The organism is Deltaproteobacteria bacterium, from assembly GCA_012522415.1.
Classification (GTDB): Bacteria; Desulfobacterota; Syntrophia; order Syntrophales; family JAAYKM01; genus JAAYKM01.
The window spans coordinates 13,468-31,703 of record JAAYKM010000029.1 but is presented as its reverse complement, the minus strand read 5'-3'; the positions used below and the strand labels follow the sequence as shown (position 1 = coordinate 31,703).

Annotated in this window: 21 protein-coding genes; 8 read left to right on the top strand and 13 right to left on the bottom strand. The window is 53.0% G+C overall.

Annotated features, from left to right (window positions below; genetic code table 11):
* Nucleotides 1-134 precede the first annotated feature (134 nt).
* The 8 genes from GX147_02370 to GX147_02335 all read right to left on the bottom strand — a co-directional run bounded on the left by GX147_02370 (nucleotide 135) and on the right by GX147_02335 (nucleotide 6,596).
* Nucleotides 135-266 (bottom strand): hypothetical protein, encoded by a 132-nt coding sequence (locus GX147_02370; GenBank protein ID NLN59553.1) that lies wholly within the window; start codon nucleotides 264-266, stop codon nucleotides 135-137.
* Nucleotides 263-580, bottom strand: a complete 318-nt coding sequence (locus tag GX147_02365) for a hypothetical protein (GenBank protein ID NLN59552.1) — start codon at nucleotides 578-580, stop codon at nucleotides 263-265. Before GX147_02365 ends, GX147_02370 begins: the two co-directional genes overlap by 4 nt.
* Nucleotides 561-719: a 2-hydroxyacyl-CoA dehydratase gene (locus GX147_02360; GenBank protein NLN59551.1), complete on the bottom strand. Its 159-nt coding sequence runs from the start codon at nucleotides 717-719 to the stop codon at nucleotides 561-563. The genes GX147_02365 and GX147_02360 overlap by 20 nt, the downstream gene beginning before the upstream one ends.
* 165 nt (nucleotides 720-884) lie before the next feature.
* Entirely contained in the window at nucleotides 885-2,579 is a 1,695-nt protein-coding gene (locus GX147_02355; GenBank protein NLN59550.1) for a L,D-transpeptidase family protein, read from the bottom strand.
* Between the two features lie 121 nt (nucleotides 2,580-2,700).
* Nucleotides 2,701-3,429: an NAD-dependent deacylase gene (locus tag GX147_02350; GenBank protein NLN59549.1), complete on the bottom strand. Its 729-nt coding sequence runs from the start codon at nucleotides 3,427-3,429 to the stop codon at nucleotides 2,701-2,703.
* A 2-nt stretch (nucleotides 3,430-3,431) separates the two neighbouring features.
* Nucleotides 3,432-5,006, bottom strand: coding sequence for a type II/IV secretion system protein (locus tag GX147_02345; GenBank protein ID NLN59548.1), 1,575 nt, complete (start codon nucleotides 5,004-5,006; stop codon nucleotides 3,432-3,434).
* A 104-nt stretch (nucleotides 5,007-5,110) separates the two neighbouring features.
* Nucleotides 5,111-5,269 (bottom strand): hypothetical protein, encoded by a 159-nt coding sequence (locus GX147_02340; protein NLN59547.1) that lies wholly within the window; start codon nucleotides 5,267-5,269, stop codon nucleotides 5,111-5,113.
* 67 nt (nucleotides 5,270-5,336) lie between these two features.
* A complete protein-coding gene (locus GX147_02335; protein NLN59546.1) occupies nucleotides 5,337-6,596 on the bottom strand; it encodes a hypothetical protein in 1,260 nt (419 codons plus the stop codon).
* Between the two features lie 475 nt (nucleotides 6,597-7,071).
* Between GX147_02335 and GX147_02330 the strand changes: the two genes are divergently transcribed.
* Complete coding sequence (locus GX147_02330) at nucleotides 7,072-7,695, top strand: class II aldolase/adducin family protein (GenBank protein NLN59545.1); 624 nt, start codon at nucleotides 7,072-7,074, stop codon at nucleotides 7,693-7,695.
* A gap of 124 nt (nucleotides 7,696-7,819) precedes the next feature.
* On the opposite strand, the gene GX147_02325 is transcribed toward GX147_02330, so the two are convergent.
* Complete coding sequence (locus GX147_02325; GenBank protein ID NLN59544.1) at nucleotides 7,820-8,767, bottom strand: LysR family transcriptional regulator; 948 nt, start codon at nucleotides 8,765-8,767, stop codon at nucleotides 7,820-7,822.
* A 585-nt stretch (nucleotides 8,768-9,352) separates the two neighbouring features.
* On the opposite strand from GX147_02325, the gene GX147_02320 reads away from it, so the two are divergent.
* From GX147_02320 to GX147_02290, 7 genes are all read left to right on the top strand, one after another.
* Nucleotides 9,353-10,444 carry a YedE-related selenium metabolism membrane protein gene (locus tag GX147_02320; GenBank protein ID NLN59543.1) on the top strand — a complete coding sequence of 364 codons (1,092 nt, stop codon included), beginning with the start codon at nucleotides 9,353-9,355 and terminating at the stop codon, nucleotides 10,442-10,444.
* 12 nt (nucleotides 10,445-10,456) lie between these two features.
* Nucleotides 10,457-10,672, top strand: coding sequence for a preprotein translocase subunit TatB (locus GX147_02315; GenBank protein ID NLN59542.1), 216 nt, complete (start codon nucleotides 10,457-10,459; stop codon nucleotides 10,670-10,672).
* Between the two features lie 5 nt (nucleotides 10,673-10,677).
* Nucleotides 10,678-11,229, top strand: coding sequence for a DUF3343 domain-containing protein (locus GX147_02310; protein ID NLN59541.1), 552 nt, complete (start codon nucleotides 10,678-10,680; stop codon nucleotides 11,227-11,229).
* Entirely contained in the window at nucleotides 11,217-12,092 is an 876-nt protein-coding gene (locus GX147_02305) for a sugar kinase (protein ID NLN59540.1), read from the top strand. Before GX147_02310 ends, GX147_02305 begins: the two co-directional genes overlap by 13 nt.
* Nucleotides 12,093-12,528: 436 nt before the next feature.
* Nucleotides 12,529-13,587: a selenide, water dikinase SelD gene (gene selD, locus GX147_02300; protein NLN59539.1), complete on the top strand. Its 1,059-nt coding sequence runs from the start codon at nucleotides 12,529-12,531 to the stop codon at nucleotides 13,585-13,587.
* 139 nt (nucleotides 13,588-13,726) lie between these two features.
* Nucleotides 13,727-14,938 carry a molybdopterin molybdotransferase MoeA gene (locus GX147_02295; GenBank protein NLN59538.1) on the top strand — a complete coding sequence of 404 codons (1,212 nt, stop codon included), beginning with the start codon at nucleotides 13,727-13,729 and terminating at the stop codon, nucleotides 14,936-14,938.
* 229 nt (nucleotides 14,939-15,167) lie between these two features.
* Nucleotides 15,168-15,569 carry a YjbQ family protein gene (locus tag GX147_02290; GenBank protein NLN59537.1) on the top strand — a complete coding sequence of 134 codons (402 nt, stop codon included), beginning with the start codon at nucleotides 15,168-15,170 and terminating at the stop codon, nucleotides 15,567-15,569.
* 122 nt (nucleotides 15,570-15,691) lie between these two features.
* Here GX147_02290 and GX147_02285 read toward each other — a convergent pair whose 3' ends face one another.
* The 4 genes from GX147_02285 to GX147_02270 all read right to left on the bottom strand — a co-directional run bounded on the left by GX147_02285 (nucleotide 15,692) and on the right by GX147_02270 (nucleotide 18,164).
* The gene (locus GX147_02285; protein NLN59536.1) at nucleotides 15,692-16,195 is read right to left on the bottom strand and encodes an Hsp20/alpha crystallin family protein; all 504 of its coding nucleotides are present in this window, start codon (nucleotides 16,193-16,195) and stop codon (nucleotides 15,692-15,694) included.
* A 31-nt stretch (nucleotides 16,196-16,226) separates the two neighbouring features.
* Complete coding sequence (locus GX147_02280; GenBank protein NLN59535.1) at nucleotides 16,227-16,631, bottom strand: Hsp20/alpha crystallin family protein; 405 nt, start codon at nucleotides 16,629-16,631, stop codon at nucleotides 16,227-16,229.
* A 24-nt stretch (nucleotides 16,632-16,655) separates the two neighbouring features.
* Nucleotides 16,656-17,099, bottom strand: a complete 444-nt coding sequence (locus GX147_02275; protein NLN59534.1) for an Hsp20/alpha crystallin family protein — start codon at nucleotides 17,097-17,099, stop codon at nucleotides 16,656-16,658.
* A 273-nt stretch (nucleotides 17,100-17,372) separates the two neighbouring features.
* On the bottom strand, nucleotides 17,373-18,164 hold the full coding sequence (locus GX147_02270; protein NLN59533.1) for an inositol monophosphatase: 792 nt from the start codon (nucleotides 18,162-18,164) through the stop codon (nucleotides 17,373-17,375).
* Nucleotides 18,165-18,236: the final 72 nt, after the last annotated feature.

Sequence of the window (18,236 nt, the reverse complement as noted above, 5' to 3'; positions counted from 1 at the left end):
AGACCATCCTCAGCAGATCGATTTTATCGCCGGTTTTACAACTTTTTTCAAGGAAAAACAGGAACTCCGGAAGGTTTCTTTCACCAAGGAAGGGCAGACACCAAACTAAATACAGATTTAGAATGATTAAAGTCTTAATTCTGACCAACCCGCTCCCAACCGATGAGGGCGGCGGCCATCACCTGAAGAAAACGGCCCGTTCCGGCGGTGCACCGGTCGTTCATCACAAAATCCAGGACCCTCCCGTCCGGGGCCACCTTGATCACCTTACTGTCCTGGCCGCCGATTCAATGATGGCCGACGTTCCCGGAACCAGATACACGCCCCCCCGGACGTGGCAGGAAATTTCCGTGACCGTTTTATTCACAAAGGGAGGGGACACCCGGCCATACCCCGTCCCAACGGAATAGAGGATATCTTCTTCCCGACATCGCGCTTCAGCCATCAAGTCATCGAGGGACCGGCGAGCCGTCTCCCGGGGACTCCAGCCGGTCGGCCGGACATCGTGAAAAATCTTTTCTCCTTCCATGATGACCACTTTCGTGGCCACAGAGCCCACATCAATACCTACGATCGCCACGGCAGGATCTCTCCATCATTTCCACGAACGCCTCCAGGCGAACCCGCAGGGTTTCGCGGTCAGCCTGAGAGTAGTCCGTTTCGATCTGAATAAACGGCAGCCCCGCGTCCTTCCAATCGGCCAGCAGGGTCTGAATCATACAACATGAGATTTATACGCAACACGAGGCGCTCTTATCCAATTCATAATAACTATGAAATGGCGAAGATGATAACTCCCGGCAATGGAAGAAACATCCGATCCGGACAGAAGGGGTGGAAGGTGCGAAACAAAAAAGGGGGGGGTAACCGGGTAACACGCTGAATCAGAAAAGAAATCCTCCGGTCTTGCCGACGTTTTTGTGCATGGCCGTATCGAGCAGGTGGTCGTACTCGTAAAGATCATCCCGAAAATAGGCTAAACCGTCCGGCCCGGTCCAGACCGTGAAATAAACAATATGAACGGGAATCGGACTCCGCAGGGTAATCACCTGGTGCTCCCCCGTCCCGATTTTTTTCAGAATTTGATTCCCGTCCCATCCCAGCTCATTTTTTAAAAGGTACCTCGCAAGCTCGACCGGCTTTTCCAGCCGGATACAGCCATGGCTGAATGTTCTTCCTTCACGGCCGAACAGATGACGCGACGGCGTATCATGCATGTAAACATTGAAATGATTCGGGAAAAGAAACTTGATTCGCCCGAGGGGGTTCAAGGGTCCCGGATCTTGAACAAGACGGTACGGGAATTTTTTCGGCGTCACTTCTTTCCAATTAATTGTTTGGGGGGGGACTTCCTGGGCGTTGGGACGCCAGTCACGGTATATGCGGATTCCCTGGCGTGTCAGATAGGAGGGATCCCGCTTCACTATGGGGATGATTTCCTTTTCGGTGATGCTTCGGGGAATATTCCAGAACGGGTTCAGTTCGATCTGGTTCAAATGACCCCGGAAGCTGGGGGTCGGCTTATCCTCCGTGCCGACGATCGTTCTCATTTTGAGGACAACAAAGCCTCTTTCGGCCACCTTCAATTCAAAAGCGGGAATATTCACAAAAATGTACCGATTCATGTCGCGGGGCATCCAACGCCATCGCTCCATATTCAAGCGCAGTTGGTCAATCCGCTCCGTAACGGTCATGTTCAGGAGGCGCAGGGTTGCGGGGCCCACCACCCCGTCTATTTTTTGGTTGTGGGCCCGCTGAAATAACCGTACTGCCTTTTCCAGAGATCTGTCGTAAAAATCCAGGTCTTTCACGGACATTTCCTTCAATTCTCCCGTGAGAAAAAGACGCTGTCTCAACAGGGCGACATGAGGGTCTCGCTTTCCGGGAGCCAAATTGCCTTTCGGAATGACGGGCCAGCCGCCGCCGGCCTCGATCCGGCGGTACTTCGCCAACAGATCGCGAAGCTGGCGATAACCCAGATAAGGCGGTGGAAGGCTGAACAGGGTCTTTTCCATTTGCTCGGCTGGGGGGATCTCCTTCAGTTCCGATATAACCGGGCCAGGCTTTTTCTGCACCGGCCACTGGCTGGACAGGCGGCCGGGTTCAATCTTCCCCCCGTACAGGTGGGAGGCGTAAGCCCGATAGGCATCCGTTAGCAGGATATCCAACTCCACCCGGAGCATGGCGGCCTCCTCTGTTCCATTCAAGTCATTGAGGGTGGTCAGGAGATCTTTTATCTCCATATCATGGTAATCTCGGGAAGACAGGCCCTCTTCTTCCGCCTTCTCCAGGGTGCCCAGAAACGCGGAGACCGCGGCCGTCGGCCTGTTGTCGTGGAACCAGGCATGTTGCCAGTTCCGGGCAACATAGAAGGATCTCAACTCATCAATATCGCTCAGAAGGGCTGTTCCGTGAATAACCGGCAGGACCGTCAGGTTCCCGGCTAGCTTTTGTTCAATGGTCGGACGTACGATCGGCCGTACGTCTTCGATCGGCGGCACCGAAACGCCGGGCTCTTCCGGCTGCAACTGTGCGGACAGATCAACCGGCGATGCTCCAGCAGACGCCGCAACGATCATAGAAGGCGTGGTCTCCTCCTCTTTCAAAAGAGAAACGGAACATCCGGGAAACACCCATATGGTCGAAAGCAAAAAGACGGCCGCGGCCAGGGTTCTTATGACGGGTCCATCGCGCATCGCATCAAGGCACCAGGAGGGGCATAATCTCTCCGGCCTTCCCCAGAATCGTCAAATCGAGGCCCGGTGAAACCGGTGTTTCCTCCATGTTGATTTCCGCCACAAACGCGCCGCCATCCTTGGCCAAGGCGGGCAGAAAGGCTACAGGATAAACGATCCCGGAGGTGCCGATCACCAGCATGGTATCACAGGTCCGGGCCGCTTCCTCCGCACGGGACAGGAGCAGGCCATCCAGGCTTTCACCGAACCAGACTACATCGGGCCGGAGCACTCCCCCGCATTCCCGGCAATGGGGCCGCTTTCCCATGTCAACGGACATATCCATTGTAATCCGGGCGCATTCCGTACACTGCACCCTCCACAAATTGCCGTGGACTTCGATGATATTGATTGACCCCGCCCGTTGATGCAACCCATCAACATTCTGGGTGACCAGGGTGAAATCGGGCACAATTTTCTCCAACGTGACCAGCGCCTGATGCGCGGGGTTTTCCTTAACCCTGCTGATTAACTCTCTTCGCCAGTTGTAGAAAGCCCAGACCAGTTCCGGGTCTCGCTCAAAGGCTTCCGGGGTCGCCAGATCCGTCGCCCTGTAATGCTCCCAGATACCGTCGGCGCCACGAAAAGTCGGGATACCGCTCTCAGCGGAAATCCCCGCACCGGTCAACACGACCACTTTTTGTGCCTGTCCGAGACGTTCCTTCACAAGCCGGACCTGCTCTTCACGTGTCATTGTTATCTTATGCATACGCTCAACACCTCCATTAAATCCGTTTCTCCCCGAAGGATTTTTTCGACACCGCACTGCAGAAGAGTCTGCATGCCTTCAGACATGGCGATCTTGCGGATCGCCGCAATCGATTTCCGTGAAATGATCATCTGCTTGATCGTATCTGTCGCGACCAGCAATTCAAAAAGGCCCATCCTGCCCCGATAACCTGTTCCGTTGCATTCTCCACATCCTTTCGGACGATACAGGATAAAACGGTCATCATAGACGATGTTCAAGTCCTGAAAGATCTTTTTCCCGCCATACCGTGACAGTTCTTCGTATTCTTCGGCTACGGGGTGATAAGCCTCCCGGCAGAAAGGACACAGGGCCCTGACCAGGCGCTGCGCGAGAACGCAGAGCAGGGAATCGGAAAAGGCAAAGGGATCGATCCCGATTTCGAGAAGGCGGACAATCGTCTCAGGGGCGTTGTTGGTATGGAGGGTACTCAGAACGAGGTGGCCTGTCGTCGAAGCCTCAACACCCATCTTCGCCGTTTCGTAGTCCCTCATTTCACCGACCATGATGATATCGGGATCCGACCGGAGAAATGACCGCATGGCACTGCTGAAATCCAGACCGATCTTGTGATGTACCTGGACCTGACGGATCCCTCTTTGGGTAATCTCCACGGGATCCTCGACCGTCCAGATTTTTACATTGGGCTTGTTCAGCACCTGCAACACCGCATGGGCTGTCGTGGTTTTGCCTGAACCGGTGGGCCCCACGAGGAGGATCAGGCCGTAGGGTTTCGTGATCAATTCGCGGACACGCTCGTACGTCGCGGCGGGCATGCTCAGTTCTTCCAGACTCATGATCTTTCCCCGGGTCAGAATGCGGAGCACCACATCTTCGGTGTACCCGTACGTGGGCATGGTCGCGACTCTCAGTTCCAGTTCCTCTCCGCCATGACGCCTGTACATGATTTTCCCGTCCTGGGGCAGACGTTTTTCCGTGATGTCCAGGTTGGACATGATCTTCACACGGGAAACAATCGGCGCCCGATAGTTGTAGGGAAACGTTTTGTAGGGGATGCATTCTCCGTCTATCCGCAGTCGGATGTTGACCTGACGGTCCTTGACATCCGGCTCGATGTGAATATCCGAGGCGCGTCTTTCGTAGGCCTCTTCAATGAGATCATCCACAAGTTTGATGATATCGGCGGTCATACCCGCCGAGTCCGTACCCTCCCCGGCGGCGGAGTCCGGCAACGGTTCGACACCGTAAAAATAATCGATGAACCTGAGAATGTCTTCCCTGTCTGCCAGACAATACTCCACGGACTTCGCCCGGAGGAGATGTTGGATCATATCCTTTTTCAGAATATTAGCCGGGTCACAGACAGCAACCAGAACCCGTCCTTCCTGCCCGCTAAGGGGTACCCAGAGTTCCCGACGGAGGTAGTCGTAACTCAGGTTAATCAAAAGATCTTCAGGAACACGCATTTCCCGGTTGAAAACAACGGTACGCATTGCCGCCGCACTTTTTGACGCCTCGCTGTCGCGGTCATCATGGGATATGCCGTTCGCTTCTTTCATCATCGGCTCCCCTCCTTCCCCTGAATGGTTCCCTCTTTGCCGGTCTGTATCATCATCACCGCGGATTCAGAACAGGGTCCTCAGCATCAATCCCCTGCTCCGCTGATCTATGGATACCCCCCCCCGAGGTAGGTGGCCGCCCTCTGATCCCCTCTCACATCCAGACCAGCCCGGCGCGGCTGCGCCGTCCTCCGAGGGAAGAGATTCTTGAAAGCGTGGTTCATACGGCGGAGCAGGGAAGCGAGGACTGTTTTCCCTTCCTCCATGACCTCCTGGAAGAAGAGACCGCCCGCCGGGAACATCAGGTAGCTGGAATCATTTACCCTTTCCTTTTTATAAGATAACAAAACATAAACCGGCAATTAACGTGGGCATCAATGCACCCAAAAATATATATCTAGGATCGACGGTGTTATCCTCAAAGTGAGTCTTTAAAATTGCAACGCCCGCGGGATTTGGGGCATTGGCGATAACAGTCAATCCCCCTCCGGTAACTGCACCAGCCATCAGGAAGTACTTAAACTCGTCACTCAATCCTTCAACAAGGGAGGCCAAATATGTAATGGCCGCATTGTCCGTAAAAGCCCCCAAGGTAATAGCGCCTACAAAAGCTTCTGCATTGGACATATTGGCAATAAGATCTTTAAGCCACCATTCTTGCTGACCACCCAAGATTACCAGGCCTCCTAAGAAAAAAGACACCAAAAGCCCTTCCCGTAGGATCAGTCTATCCTGATATTGCTGATAAGCATAGGTGATTCCTAAAAAGAGCAAAAATATATTCATAAAAATTACAGGATGATGTCCAAAGAAAATAACTAAAAACAAAAAAATAAAATGCGTTAATACAATAGGAAACGGTATATTTTCTTCTTCAGAAACAGAGGTTTTTATGTTCATGGATGAGAGTTTTTTGTAAAAAAACAGGATAATCATATTCGTATTTATAAAAATAGCTATCATCGCTTTCCAACCAAAGGTCATAAACATAAACCGGGTACTCCAATCCCAGGTTCCAACAACCATCAAAACAGGGGGTGCTGCAAAATTTGTCAAAGTTCCTCCTATGGAAACATTGATAAAAAGAGCTCCCAAGGTCATATATTTTAATTTATTGGATATTCCCTGTGAAAAAAGTTTATCGGACAGTATCAATGCGGCCAAAGTCATGGCAGCTGGTTCTGTGATGATGGAGCCCAGAATAGGAACAACACACATCACGACAAAATAAAACCCCGTTGCACCCTTTTGAGGGAGCAAATGGGATAGTTTTTTCACCAAAAGAATAACCGTTTGAAGGATGGGTCTGGTGGCGGCCGTAACCATGATTACAAAAACAAACATGGTCTCAACATAGCTTCTGCTATTCATATACGCGACCGTTTCATTTTTCCCTGAAATAATAAACATAAATAAAATCAAAACCATAGCCCAAATACCAAAAACGACTTCTATTTCTCCAAGTAGATGAAAAAGTCCAGCGTGTTTTTCACTTCTATTGGCTAAATGTTCAAAATATTTGACTGAAAAAACATGAATGATGGCAAGTGCAAAAATAACAGCCGCTATAATTTCTAAGCTTGCGGAGGGCATAAAACTCCTTTGGATATGTATTTGCAGATTTCAGTAAATTGTCGCTTAAGGTACCCCATGAGGTAATGAAGGCTAAGCAAAAGTGGGTTTTTAAGATTATCCCGAATGATGGAACGGGATTTTGCAGGCAGTATCAATGCCATGATGCCTGGTACTGATTTAGTAAGTCCCCATGCATAATCTGGGATAACGACAATGAAACATTATAATCAATGCACATCAGGAAACCAAATCGCCTCTCAATAGCGTCGCAGCAACGCGCGCGGCCCGGCGGGACATAACCTGTCGCCGCATAACCGGTGTGAATCATCCCGTCCACTATACCGTACAGCGTTTTACTTTCAACCCGCTTTTTGGACCAACGGGGGTCTTTTGTTGCCTTAGCCGTTCGATGCTGTTATATGAACCATCTAAGCAATCCCGACTGTCAACTTCGTTTGAAGCGCAGTTTTTTTACCCTGGAAAGCCATTGATCATGGATAGGACATCCGATTACACTTCCCACAAAAAAACCGTTCTGACTGCGGGAATATGGCTGTCAGAGAACGGTTTCTTCGGAACCCGTCGCGGAACGGGAGGCAATGTTTCCCTGCGGATCAAAAACCGGGAACTCCTGGCCATTACCCCAACGTCAAGGAGGTATGACGAACTCTCGACAGGGGATATCTGCATCCTCGACTTCAACGGGACCGCCCTTGCCGGGGCTTTTCCCCCGTCCGTCGAGGCGGCGATGCACATCGCCGCTTACCGGGCCCGGCCCGACGTATCCGCCATCGTGCATACCCACCAGGACTACGCCGGCGTGTTTGCCGTGCTCGACCGTCCCGTCCCTGCCCTGTTCGAGGAAGTTCTCGTCAAAATCGGTCCCCGGATCGATATCGTCCCCTTTGCTCCCGCAGGAAGCCGGGAGCTGGCGGATCATGTGGCGGCAAAACTGCAAAACGGATACGGGGCCTACATCATCCAAAACCACGGCGCTCTCGCTCTGGGGCACACCATGGAAGACGCCCTGCTAAATGTCGAATTGATGGAAAAAGCCTGTCGGACATACTATCGGGCACTGACAACGGGACTGCCTGTCTCCGATCTTCCCCCCTGAAACCTCCCGCCTGTTCCTGAGGTAAAACGAAAAGCGCACGCTAGTGAATGGACAAAAAACGCTCCCGCCGGCCCGGGCGGGGTTATATCTCCCCCGGATCCGATCATTCTGCATCCGGACCATTTTAACCTAAGGCAGAGGCAATCGAGGTTTTCAAAACCTTCAGGAAGTGTTTGTGGCAGTTGAGCAGACGTAACTGCTTCCGGTAGATCAGGTAGAAATGACGACAGATGTTCCCTCCCGCCAGGGGCACCACGGTTAAGACGCCCTGCTTCAATTCCCTCTCGACCGCGTAAAGGGAAATGATGGAGAGCCCCAGCCCGCCGATCACGGCCTCCTTGACCGCCTCCGAACTGCCCATCTCCCCGACAACATTGAACGCGGCAAGCGTCAGACGATGCTGTTTCTGCAGGTAGGCCTCGATGTTCTCCCGGGTCCCCGAACCCCTCTCCCGCACGACAAGGGGCTCCTTCAGCAGTTGATCCATGGAGACGGGAGCCTCCCTGCGCAAACCGGCGTCATCCACCGGCGCGATGAGCGCCAGTTCATCCTTCCACAAGGTTTCCACGCGAAGTCTCCGGTCATACGGTTCCTTCCCGATCACTCCCATTTCAACCTCGCCGTTGATCACCAGTTGATGGGTCTCCTCACTGTCAGAGGTCTGCAGGTGCACCCGGATATCCGGATGATTTTTTCGCATTCGTCCCAGAAGCCGGGGGAGAATGTAAGTCGCCGGGATCGTGCTGGCGGAAAGAAAAATGTGCCCGGCTTCATGCTCCCGCATTTCCAGGATTTTCTCCTTCGCTTCCTCCCGCAGGCGGATCATCCGCTTCGCATAGTTATAGAGAACCTGCCCTTCCGGGGTCAGGGACAAACCCTTACTGGCCCGATGGATGATCAGCGTGCCCACGGCATCCTCCAGGTTCTTGATGTGCTTGGTCAGGGTGGGTTGGGTGAGAAACATCCGGTTCGCGGCCCGGGTGAAACTGCCCGCGCCGACCAGTTGGATCAGGGTCTCGAGCTGCTGCATGGTGATGTTCTTGAACGTATCGTAAGGCATGGGCGGTACCATATCATAACCACGCCGGAACCGCAAAATCCTTTTGCCTTTTCTCTATTTACGCCATAGCTATTTCGAATCGTCCTGACGTCTTCCCGCCGGCGCGCGTCCAATTTCTTATAGCTATAAAAAATCCGGTTTATTTCCTAACAATAGTCAGCTTGCCCGCCCGTTCCCCAAATCCCGTCTCCGAAACCAGCCTGCCGACAGGAACGCTCAGGAGCATCATGAAGAGAAAAGCCATGATACACACCGCACCCCGGTTTATTAACGGCGTCTGGGACATCGCCAAACAGCCATGCCGACACCAGCCATGTAAACAGCCGGCCAAATGAAACGTTCCAGTGGAGAAGGCACCAAAGGTACCATAAGAGATAAGCAGGTTTTTCGATGATACGCAGATGATCACCGTATAGCCAACAATCTATTATCTGACGGATAATATTCAAATAATTAATTTGATTATGCTTTCTTATTCTGCTTTTGTTAGCTTTAAGCGGATCTGAAAGCTGCTTTGGCGAAATGAAATGAGGGGACGGATCGGGGTTTCATTAATGCTTTAACATTGATGACATGATTAAAGGAGGCGATATTTCTATGAAGTTAAAAAATGCGCTTGCTTCAGGGTGGGGAATTATTGCTGTCGGTGCCTTGATCGGCATTCTGGCCGCGCTTTTACAGAAATTCGGCAATCCGCCCAATATGGGGATTTGTGTCGCGTGCTTTGAACGCGATATCGCCGGTGCCTTAGGTTTGCATCGCGCCGAAGTGGTGCAGTATTTGAGACCTGAAATTATCGGTTTTGTACTGGGTGCCTTTCTCTCCGCCCTCCTTTTTCGCGAATTTCGCCCCAGAGCCGGCTCCGCTCCCATTGCCCGCTTTGTTCTGGGTGTCTTCGCCATGATCGGGGCCCTAGTCTTTTTAGGCTGTCCCTGGCGCGCCGTCCTCCGCCTGGCCGGGGGGGATTTGAACGCCATTCTTGGTCTCGCCGGGTTGACGGCGGGAATCTGGATCGGCACCTTATTCCTAAAAGGGGGGTACAACCTCGGCCGTTCCCAATCCACGTACCCTTCCGTCGGCCTGCTGATGCCGATCATCATGCTGGGACTTCTGGTACTCCTTTTTCTCAACCCGCTAATTCCCGGTGAACCCAAAAGCGGGGTGCTCTTTTACAGCCTCAAAGGACCCGGTTCCCAGTTTGCGCCCCTCTTCATTTCTCTCGGCGCCGGGCTGCTCATTGGTATTCTGGCGCAACAGAGCCGCTTCTGCACAATGGGAGCCATTCGGGACCTGATTCTCTTTCGTCAGCCACACCTGTTCGGCGGTTTTGCCGCACTCTTGATTTTGGCTTTTCTGTCCAACATCCTTCTCGGACAATTTCACCCGGGTTTTGAAAAACAGCCCGTGGCTCACACCATGCACCTCTGGAACTTCGCCGGTATGACCCTGGCGGGCCTGGCTTTTGTGCTGGCGGGCGGATGCCCCGGGCGTCAGCTCTTCCTCGCCGGAGAGGGGGATGGCGACGCGGCGGTTTTTGTCCTCGGCATGATTGTCGGTGCCGCTATCGCCCACAATTTCGGTTTGGCCAGTTCCACGACCGGCATTGGTCCCCACGGGGCTGCTGCGGTGATTGTGGGGTTCGCCGTTTGTCTGTTTATTGGTTTCACCATGAGAGAGAAATCCGCGTAAGGGAGGTAAAACATGAGCGCACTTGTGGATGCCAGAGGTCTTTCATGTCCTCAGCCGGTTATTATGACGTTGAATCAGATCGAAACCATGGAGAAGGGGGTAATCGAAGTATTGGTCGATACGGATACATCGATGGAAAACGTTTCACGCTTGGCAAAGAACAAGGGGTGGAGCGTCAAGGATGTTCAGAATGACGGGGCGGGTTACACGTTGATTTTGGAGAAATAATCGCCATGTCCTTGTTTAAGTTATTCAAAACAAAAAATGCCCGGGAACTGGATCGCAATGACGTCGACTTCGGCATTCTGGTCTTCGATACGACCAGTGAAGTGATTCAAGCGGAAAAGATTCTCAAGAGGGCGGGTTGGGACATCCGTGTCATGGGGCCGCCCCCCGAGGTGAGAACCGGCTGTGACCTTGTCATTGAATTTCCGATCATGGAGCAGATGAACATCTTGAGGACCCTTGCTCAGGCTGATATCGTCCCCAGAGAAACCGTGCCGGTGACCTCACCTTTGTTAAAACCGGTCGACCTCTACGCCGTAAAGGATTTTGGTGATTATTTGATGGTCCGGGCAGCCAACATGAAGATCACCGTCAGCAAGGATAATCTTAATATTGTCAATGTATCCGGCGGCGGGTGTCCTGATGTGCCTTATCTGGCTCAGGAAATGACGGGCAAGCGATTGGGAAGCCCACCCTACCCGAGAGATGTCGGTCATACCCTCTGCGCTTACGCCCTGCAACTTGCCTACGAGGAAATGGAGCGACGGTGCTTGCTATAGTCGGGACTGTTCCGGATCACGATACACCGATTATTCACGGTCCCTTGACACTACATCATGATCGTATCCTGCTGGACGGGCGAGCCGTATCCGTAAACCGCGGAACGTCCGCCCTCATGGCCGCTTCCGTTGTCACCTTGGACACGATGGGGAAACCGGCCCCTTATGGTTTCCTGGTAGGTGATGTCGGTCGCGGCACGGGAAGCCGTCATCTGTTAAAATATCTGACGGATCATTTCAACGAATTTGATATCGACACGTTGACGTTGCACTACCTCCAGCCAATCACCCACTGGCATGATAAACTTCTTCATAAAATAGAGGCGCTGAAAGACAAACCCGTCTTGATTGCAGATGCGGGCTTCATGTATGCCGCCAAGATGAGCGGTCATGCTGAAAGTTATGACCTGTTTACGCCGGATGTCGGTGAATTGGCTTTTCTTGCCGATGAGTCGGCGCCACACCCCTTTTACACGCGGGGCTTCATTCTTCACGAAGAAAACCGCGCAGCGGATCTTATTGCCCGGGCGTATTCGCATAAGAATGCAGCAAAAAATCTCCTGGTTAAGGGTGAAAACGATTATATCGTTCAGAATGGAAAGATTATCGAAACGGTCAGTGAACCCTCCGAGGATGCCATGGAGGCCATCGGCGGTACAGGGGATTCCTTGACGGGGATCGTCAGCGCACTGATAGCCGCCGGTTATACAATACCTGACGCGGCTGTTGCGGCCTGCAAAATAAACCGTATGGCCGGTCATCTTGCCAAGCCCACGCCGGCGTCAAGCATCATGGATATCGTCATGCATATTCCCGAAGCTGTGGGCGGCATTTTCGTAAAAGGTTCTGAGAATTGCGTATAGAAACAGGGACGTTCAAGATACCAAACTGGATATCCTGTATCAGCATAAGGGCATGGAGTCCCCGTTCAGGCGCTATGACGATGCAGCCGGAACGTGCATCTGCTGTAACGCTTTGTTTGATTCCCCGGAAGGCATGTGATCGAAAAATCATCTCGATCCCAAACAATTGATGAATGACCTGGAGCAATATTTAAGGCGGCGCCCTTAAAAACCTTGATGGGGATCGCTGGAACACAGCGTCTCATTTCATGGCGGATCCTCGACGTAAGAACTTAGAAGACCCATTCCCAAACCGCTCAACGGGGCTTTCCTATTCTGTTTGACTTATTTTTTTCTTTTTTATAGTTAAGTGATGTCTTTCAGGTGCGGGAAAGATTCATTTTAGTTGATCCCGCAACCGGTTTATTAACCTGAGAAAACTTCCAAGGAAACCGAAATGGTTGATGACACAAAAAAGATCCGCCTGACCGAAACCGTACACGGCGCCGGTTGAGCCTGCAAAATAGGTCCGGGCGACCTGCAGGAGGCACTGAAGGATCTGCCGTTGAGCACCGATCCGAATCTGATCGTCGGCATGGAACATGCCGAAGATGCCGGAGTATACCGCCTGCGGGATGATCTGGCCATCATCCAGACCGTCGATTTCTTCACCCCCATCGTCGATGATCCCTACATATTCGGGCAAATCGCCGTCGTCAATGCCCTAAGTGATGTCTATGCCATGGGGGGCCGGCCGATCACCGCAATGAATATCCTCTGTTTTCCCGTTAAAAGTATGCCGATGGGTATTCTCAGGGATATCCTGAGAGGCGGGATGGACAAGATGAAGGAGGCGGGCGTCCTTCTTGTTGGCGGGCACAGTGTCGAGGACGACGAGTTGAAGTACGGCCTCTCCGTCACGGGGGTGATCCATCCGGACATGGTACTCCTGAATCGAGGCGGAAACGTCGGCGACAAACTGATTCTGACCAAAGCTCTGGGAACCGGTGTTGTCAGCACCGCCGTCAAAGCGGGTGTCGCTTCCGAAGCGCTTCAGACCGAATCGATCCGACGCATGACCACCTTGAACAGGCAAGCGGCGGAATTGCTCGACGACCTGGAAACAGTCCGTGCCTGCACGGACATCACGGGTTTCGGTTTCCTGGGTCATGCGTGCGAAATGATCGAAGGGACGGACATCGGCATGCGGATCAAAGCGCAGAGAGTCCCTTATTTCCCGGGATTGAGGAAACTCCTGGACGACCTGATCATTCCTGCGGGCACAACCAGGAACAAACGTCACCGGGCCGATCAGGTGGTCCTTGACCCCGCCTGCCCGGACTGGATGATGGACATCCTGTTCGACCCCCAAACAGCGGGAGGGCTGCTGGTCATACTGGGCCCTTCAGAGGCGGATGAAGTACTGCCCCGAATGCACGAAGCGGGAATAACGGATGCGGCAATCGTTGGAGAGATAACCGACACCCCCAAAGGCAAGGTCGAGGTGGTCTGGTAAGGCCTGGAGGTGGAAACCCGCGATTCTTTCTCTTCCCGGAAGCGTTTCGGATACGCCGGACGGAAGGCGGACACCCGTAGGAAACAGAGTGAAGCTAAGACATATATACAGTCATATGGAAGGGAAGCAGGATACAAATATGAGAAGACAATGGCTGGGGCTGACGGAAGCACTGGATCGAACCCTTAACAAAATCCCCATCATGCCCGCAGAAACCCTGCCCGTTCACGAATGTGTTCAGCGGGTGGCGGCGGAGGACATGTACTCGAAAATCAATTCTCCGTCCCTGACCGCGTCACTCAAGGATGGTTACGCCGTCGATTCCACGGACGTGGCCCGGGCGAGCAATGAACATCCCGTGACCCTTCCGGTTATCGGCACTGTATCGGCGGGGGAAAAACCAAACTGTCGGTTGGGAAAGGGCCAGGCGATCCGCATCCTGACGGGAGCACCGCTTCCGGATGGAGCGAGTGCCGTCGTTTCTCAGGAGTTTACCAAAGATCAGGGAAACGAGGTTATCATCGAGGCCGATGCTGAACCGGGGCGCAATATCCTGGTTCAGGGTACGGATGTAAAAGAGGGAGAACAGGTGGTTCGGCGGGGCGAAGTTCTGCGTGCCGGCCATACCGGCTTGATCGCGGCGGCGGGTATCGACGCGGTACAGGTTTACAGGCTGCCACGGGTGGCCATCATCGCCACGGGCGATGAAATTCTCGCCCCGGGAGAACCCTTCCGCTCCGGGGCCCTTTTCGCAAGTAATCTCGTAACCTTGTCTGCCTTTCTTCGCTTCCGCGGAATCGAGGTGATCATGAAGGTCATCGAGGATCAGCCGGATCAGATTCGGGACATGGTCGACACCCTGCTGCGTGACTGCGATGTTATCCTGACCATCGGAGGCGCCTGGGAAGGTGACAGGGACTACTCCCTGGGTGTTCTCGACGAACTGGGCTGGGAACCCCACTATCACCGGGTCAGGATAGGTCCGGGCAAAGCTGTGGCTTTCGGTCTGCTGCAGGGCAAACCGATTTTTTGCCTCCCCGGAGGCCCCCCGTCAAACGAAATGGCGTTCCTCCAAATCGCATTGCCGGCCATTCTGGCCATGTCGGGTTATCCTCCCGAACCCCTGGGGACCGTCAAGGCCCTGCTGACGGAAGAGGTGGGCGGCCAAAAGAACTGGACACAGTTTATCTATGCGAAACTGGCGGAGATAAATGGAAATTTGACCGTTTCTCCCCTTGTCTCAAAAAGCCGACTGAAAAACATGGCCGACGCCACGGCGATCATCAAAATCCCTGAGGGGATACAGGTGCTTCTGAAAGACAGTCGGATCGACGTCCAGATTCTGGTCTGATTAGACGGATCCGTTTGTACGAGCCCTTTGCCCCATTCCGGAGCACGAGGTTTTGTCGTAACGTGTTTTTTTATCATTTCAACCGCAGGGAGAACTCTTCGAGTCAAGTGATTTCATCCTATGAAGATTTCTCGCATTCGAAAGGACACCTGGTGAAGCATGCGGCCATTTCCATATCCGGCGCAAATTACCGGATTCTTGAAGGCTTTCTCATGGGAGGTGTAAAATTATGCTGAAACAACTCTCGATCAAAACAACCAGCCGCTGCCAGATGGTCGACATCACCGGACAGGTCCGGTCTGTCCTGCGGGAATCCGGGTACCGGAACGGCCTATGCCAAGTCTACGTCCCCCACACCACAGCGGGGGTGACAATCAACGAAAACGCCGACCCCGACGTCCCAAGAGATATTCTCGCCACCCTGGAGCGGCTGATCCCCCTCCACGGGGACTACCGTCACAGGGAGGGCAACGCCGACGCCCACGTGAAGGCGTCACTCATGGGTTCCTCGCAGACTGTCCTTTTCGAAAACGGGCACCTCGTCCTGGGCACCTGGCAGTCGTTGTTCTTCTGCGAATTCGACGGCCCACGCGCCCGGTCGTTGTTCGTCAGGCTGATCCAGGATCTTTGAGCCGTGAGCTTCACCGGCGTGAATACGCCGCAACAATCTGAAAAATAAAGCAAAAAGGGAGACCGGGGGCGGGTTCTCCCGCCGCCCGGTTCCGTTATTCTGAACGCCCATGGATCCGGTGTTCATTCCGTCTTGATTGAAATCCTCTTCCCCGCCGCTTTGGCCTTCTCCGTCTTCGGCAGGATCACGCTCAACACCCCGTTTTTGAAGGTTGCCTCGACCTTTTTGCCGTCGACCTCCACAGGCAGGGGAATGACCCGATAGAAGGAGCCGTAGGTCCGCTCCATGTGATAGTAATCCTTCCCCTCCTCTTCCCTCTCCTCCTTCTTCTCGCCTTTGATTGTCAGGGCGTCATCGTCCAGCATCACTTCGATATCCTTTTCCTCCAGACCGGGAAGTTCTGCCTTGACCACGATATCCTTCTCTCCCTCCTTGACGTCGATCGACGGAGAGAAAGCACCGAGCCGTTCACTGGAAGCACCACCGGACGCCATGGGAAGGGCGTTGAAAAAATCGTCAAACAGATCGTTCATCTGCTGTTGAAAAGAAGAAAAAGGGCTGCCCAGACGGCCCGCCGGCCCCTTGGCGCCCCTCCATAAAGAGGGCATCAGACTTTTCCTTGCCATAATCCGTCCTCCTTTCCTGTTCGATTTCCTGTTAAGCACCCTTGATGGCGATTTTCCTGGCCTTGACCTTTTCCGCCTTGTGCAGGATCAACCGTAAGACACCGTTTCGCACGGTCGCCTCGATTTTGTCCTTGTCCACCTCGTCGGAAATGGTAAAGGCCCGCTGATAATCCCCCACATCATACTCGGCATAGGCAATGGAGTGATCCTGGAATGCCAGGGCTTCCGCAGTCCCCGAGATGGTCAGGGTATTTTTATCCAGCACGACATCGACACTCTTTTCGTCAACACCGGGCATATCGGCCACCAGGATGATCGCTTCCTTCGTCTCATAAATATCGACTTTTGGCACATAAACCTTGCTGTTTCGGGTTCGCTCCGTTTCCACAGGGGTCTGCGCCGTTTGTTTCTGTAATTCTTTCGGTTCGTTAGCCATATTGATTCCGCCTCCTTTCTTGCGTTACTCCCCCTGAATCGACACCTTCCTCGGTTTGTCCTCCTCGGCCCGGGGGAGCGTCACCCGTAGAATTCCCTTTTCATACTTCGCCTCCACCTTTTCCGCATTGACATGGAAGGGTAACTGCAGGACCCGTTTGAACTGTCCGTAATTCCGTTCCTGCCGATGATAGCTCTCCCCCTCCTTCAAAAGTTCCGGATCGGTTTTGCCGCTTATGGTCATGGTGTCGCCGATCACGGAAATATCGCAGGTGTCGGGATCGATACCCGGTACTTCCGCCGTGACGATGACATTTTCCTGACCTAACCAGACATTGATCGGCGGATACTCCTGGCTGATCTGAGCATCAACCGTAGAGAAAAGCCGGTTCATCTCGCTTTGAAGGCGCTGCATTTCTCTAAATGGATCCGCTACTCTGCCGAATCTCCAAACTGTGGGTCCAAACATCACGCATACCTCCTTAATCGTTTTTATTCTTTCATCCCCATGCCGGTTGCTTCACCCAGACAGGCTGCACCCAAGATGATATAACATGTTAATATGCTTGATCATCTTTTCGACTGTAATATATTCACCCGATTTTACTTGTCAAGGTATGCGGGAAAAACAGCTGGAATCGGTACCCCGGAAACCGAGGCAGGTGAGGTGGAAACAAATGTGATGAATAAGACCGATATCAGTCGGAGACGGGATATGCGGTATGACAAAGGAGAGGTTTGTCTATTTTTGTTCTCCATGCCGTGACCGGGAGAGAACAGCCTTCATATCCCCATGAATGATCCCGTTCGATGCCAGCACGTGCGGTGATTGCAGGGAAAACGGTTCGCCGAAGAGGTCCGTCACGCTGCCCCCTGCCTCTGTAATCAGCAGCCAGGCTGCAGCCGTATCCCAGGGCATGAGTTTCAGCTCCCAGAACCCGTCGAAACGGCCGGCGGCCACATAAGCCATATCCAGGGCCGCAGAGCCAGCCCGGCGGATGGCCTGGGCATTGACGGCCATATAATTGAAATAGTTTATATTATTCTCATCGCTCTCGCGGATGTCATAGGGAAACCCCGTGGCCAGCAGGCTTTCAGACAGGACGGTCGTGGCGGATACGCGTATTTTTTCCCCATTGAGGTGGGCACCGCCCCCCCGCTCCGCACAGAACATTTCGTTCAGCATGGGATTGTAGACTGCACCACAGCATATCGTCCCCCTTCTTTCCAGAGCAAGGGAAACACAAAACACAGGATAGCCGTGGGCGTAATTGGTCGTCCCGTCCAGGGGATCGACAATCCATCGGTAATCGGCACCCGTTGCGATACCCTTCGATTCTTCCGTCATGATGTCATGATTCGGGTATAAGGTCCGAATTTTGTTGATAATAAGATCCTCCGATGCATGATCGGCCTCGGTAACGATATTGATCCGTCCCTTGTATTCGATTTTTTGGGGTCGACCAAACCTCTCCCGAAGGAGTAAACCGGCCTCCCGGACAATAGCCATGGCTGATTCAAGATAAGATGACATGCAAAACGTCCCTTTTTGGTGTGAAATGAATATCAATGCCGTCCTTTTATAACATGGGGCGAAAAAACGCCA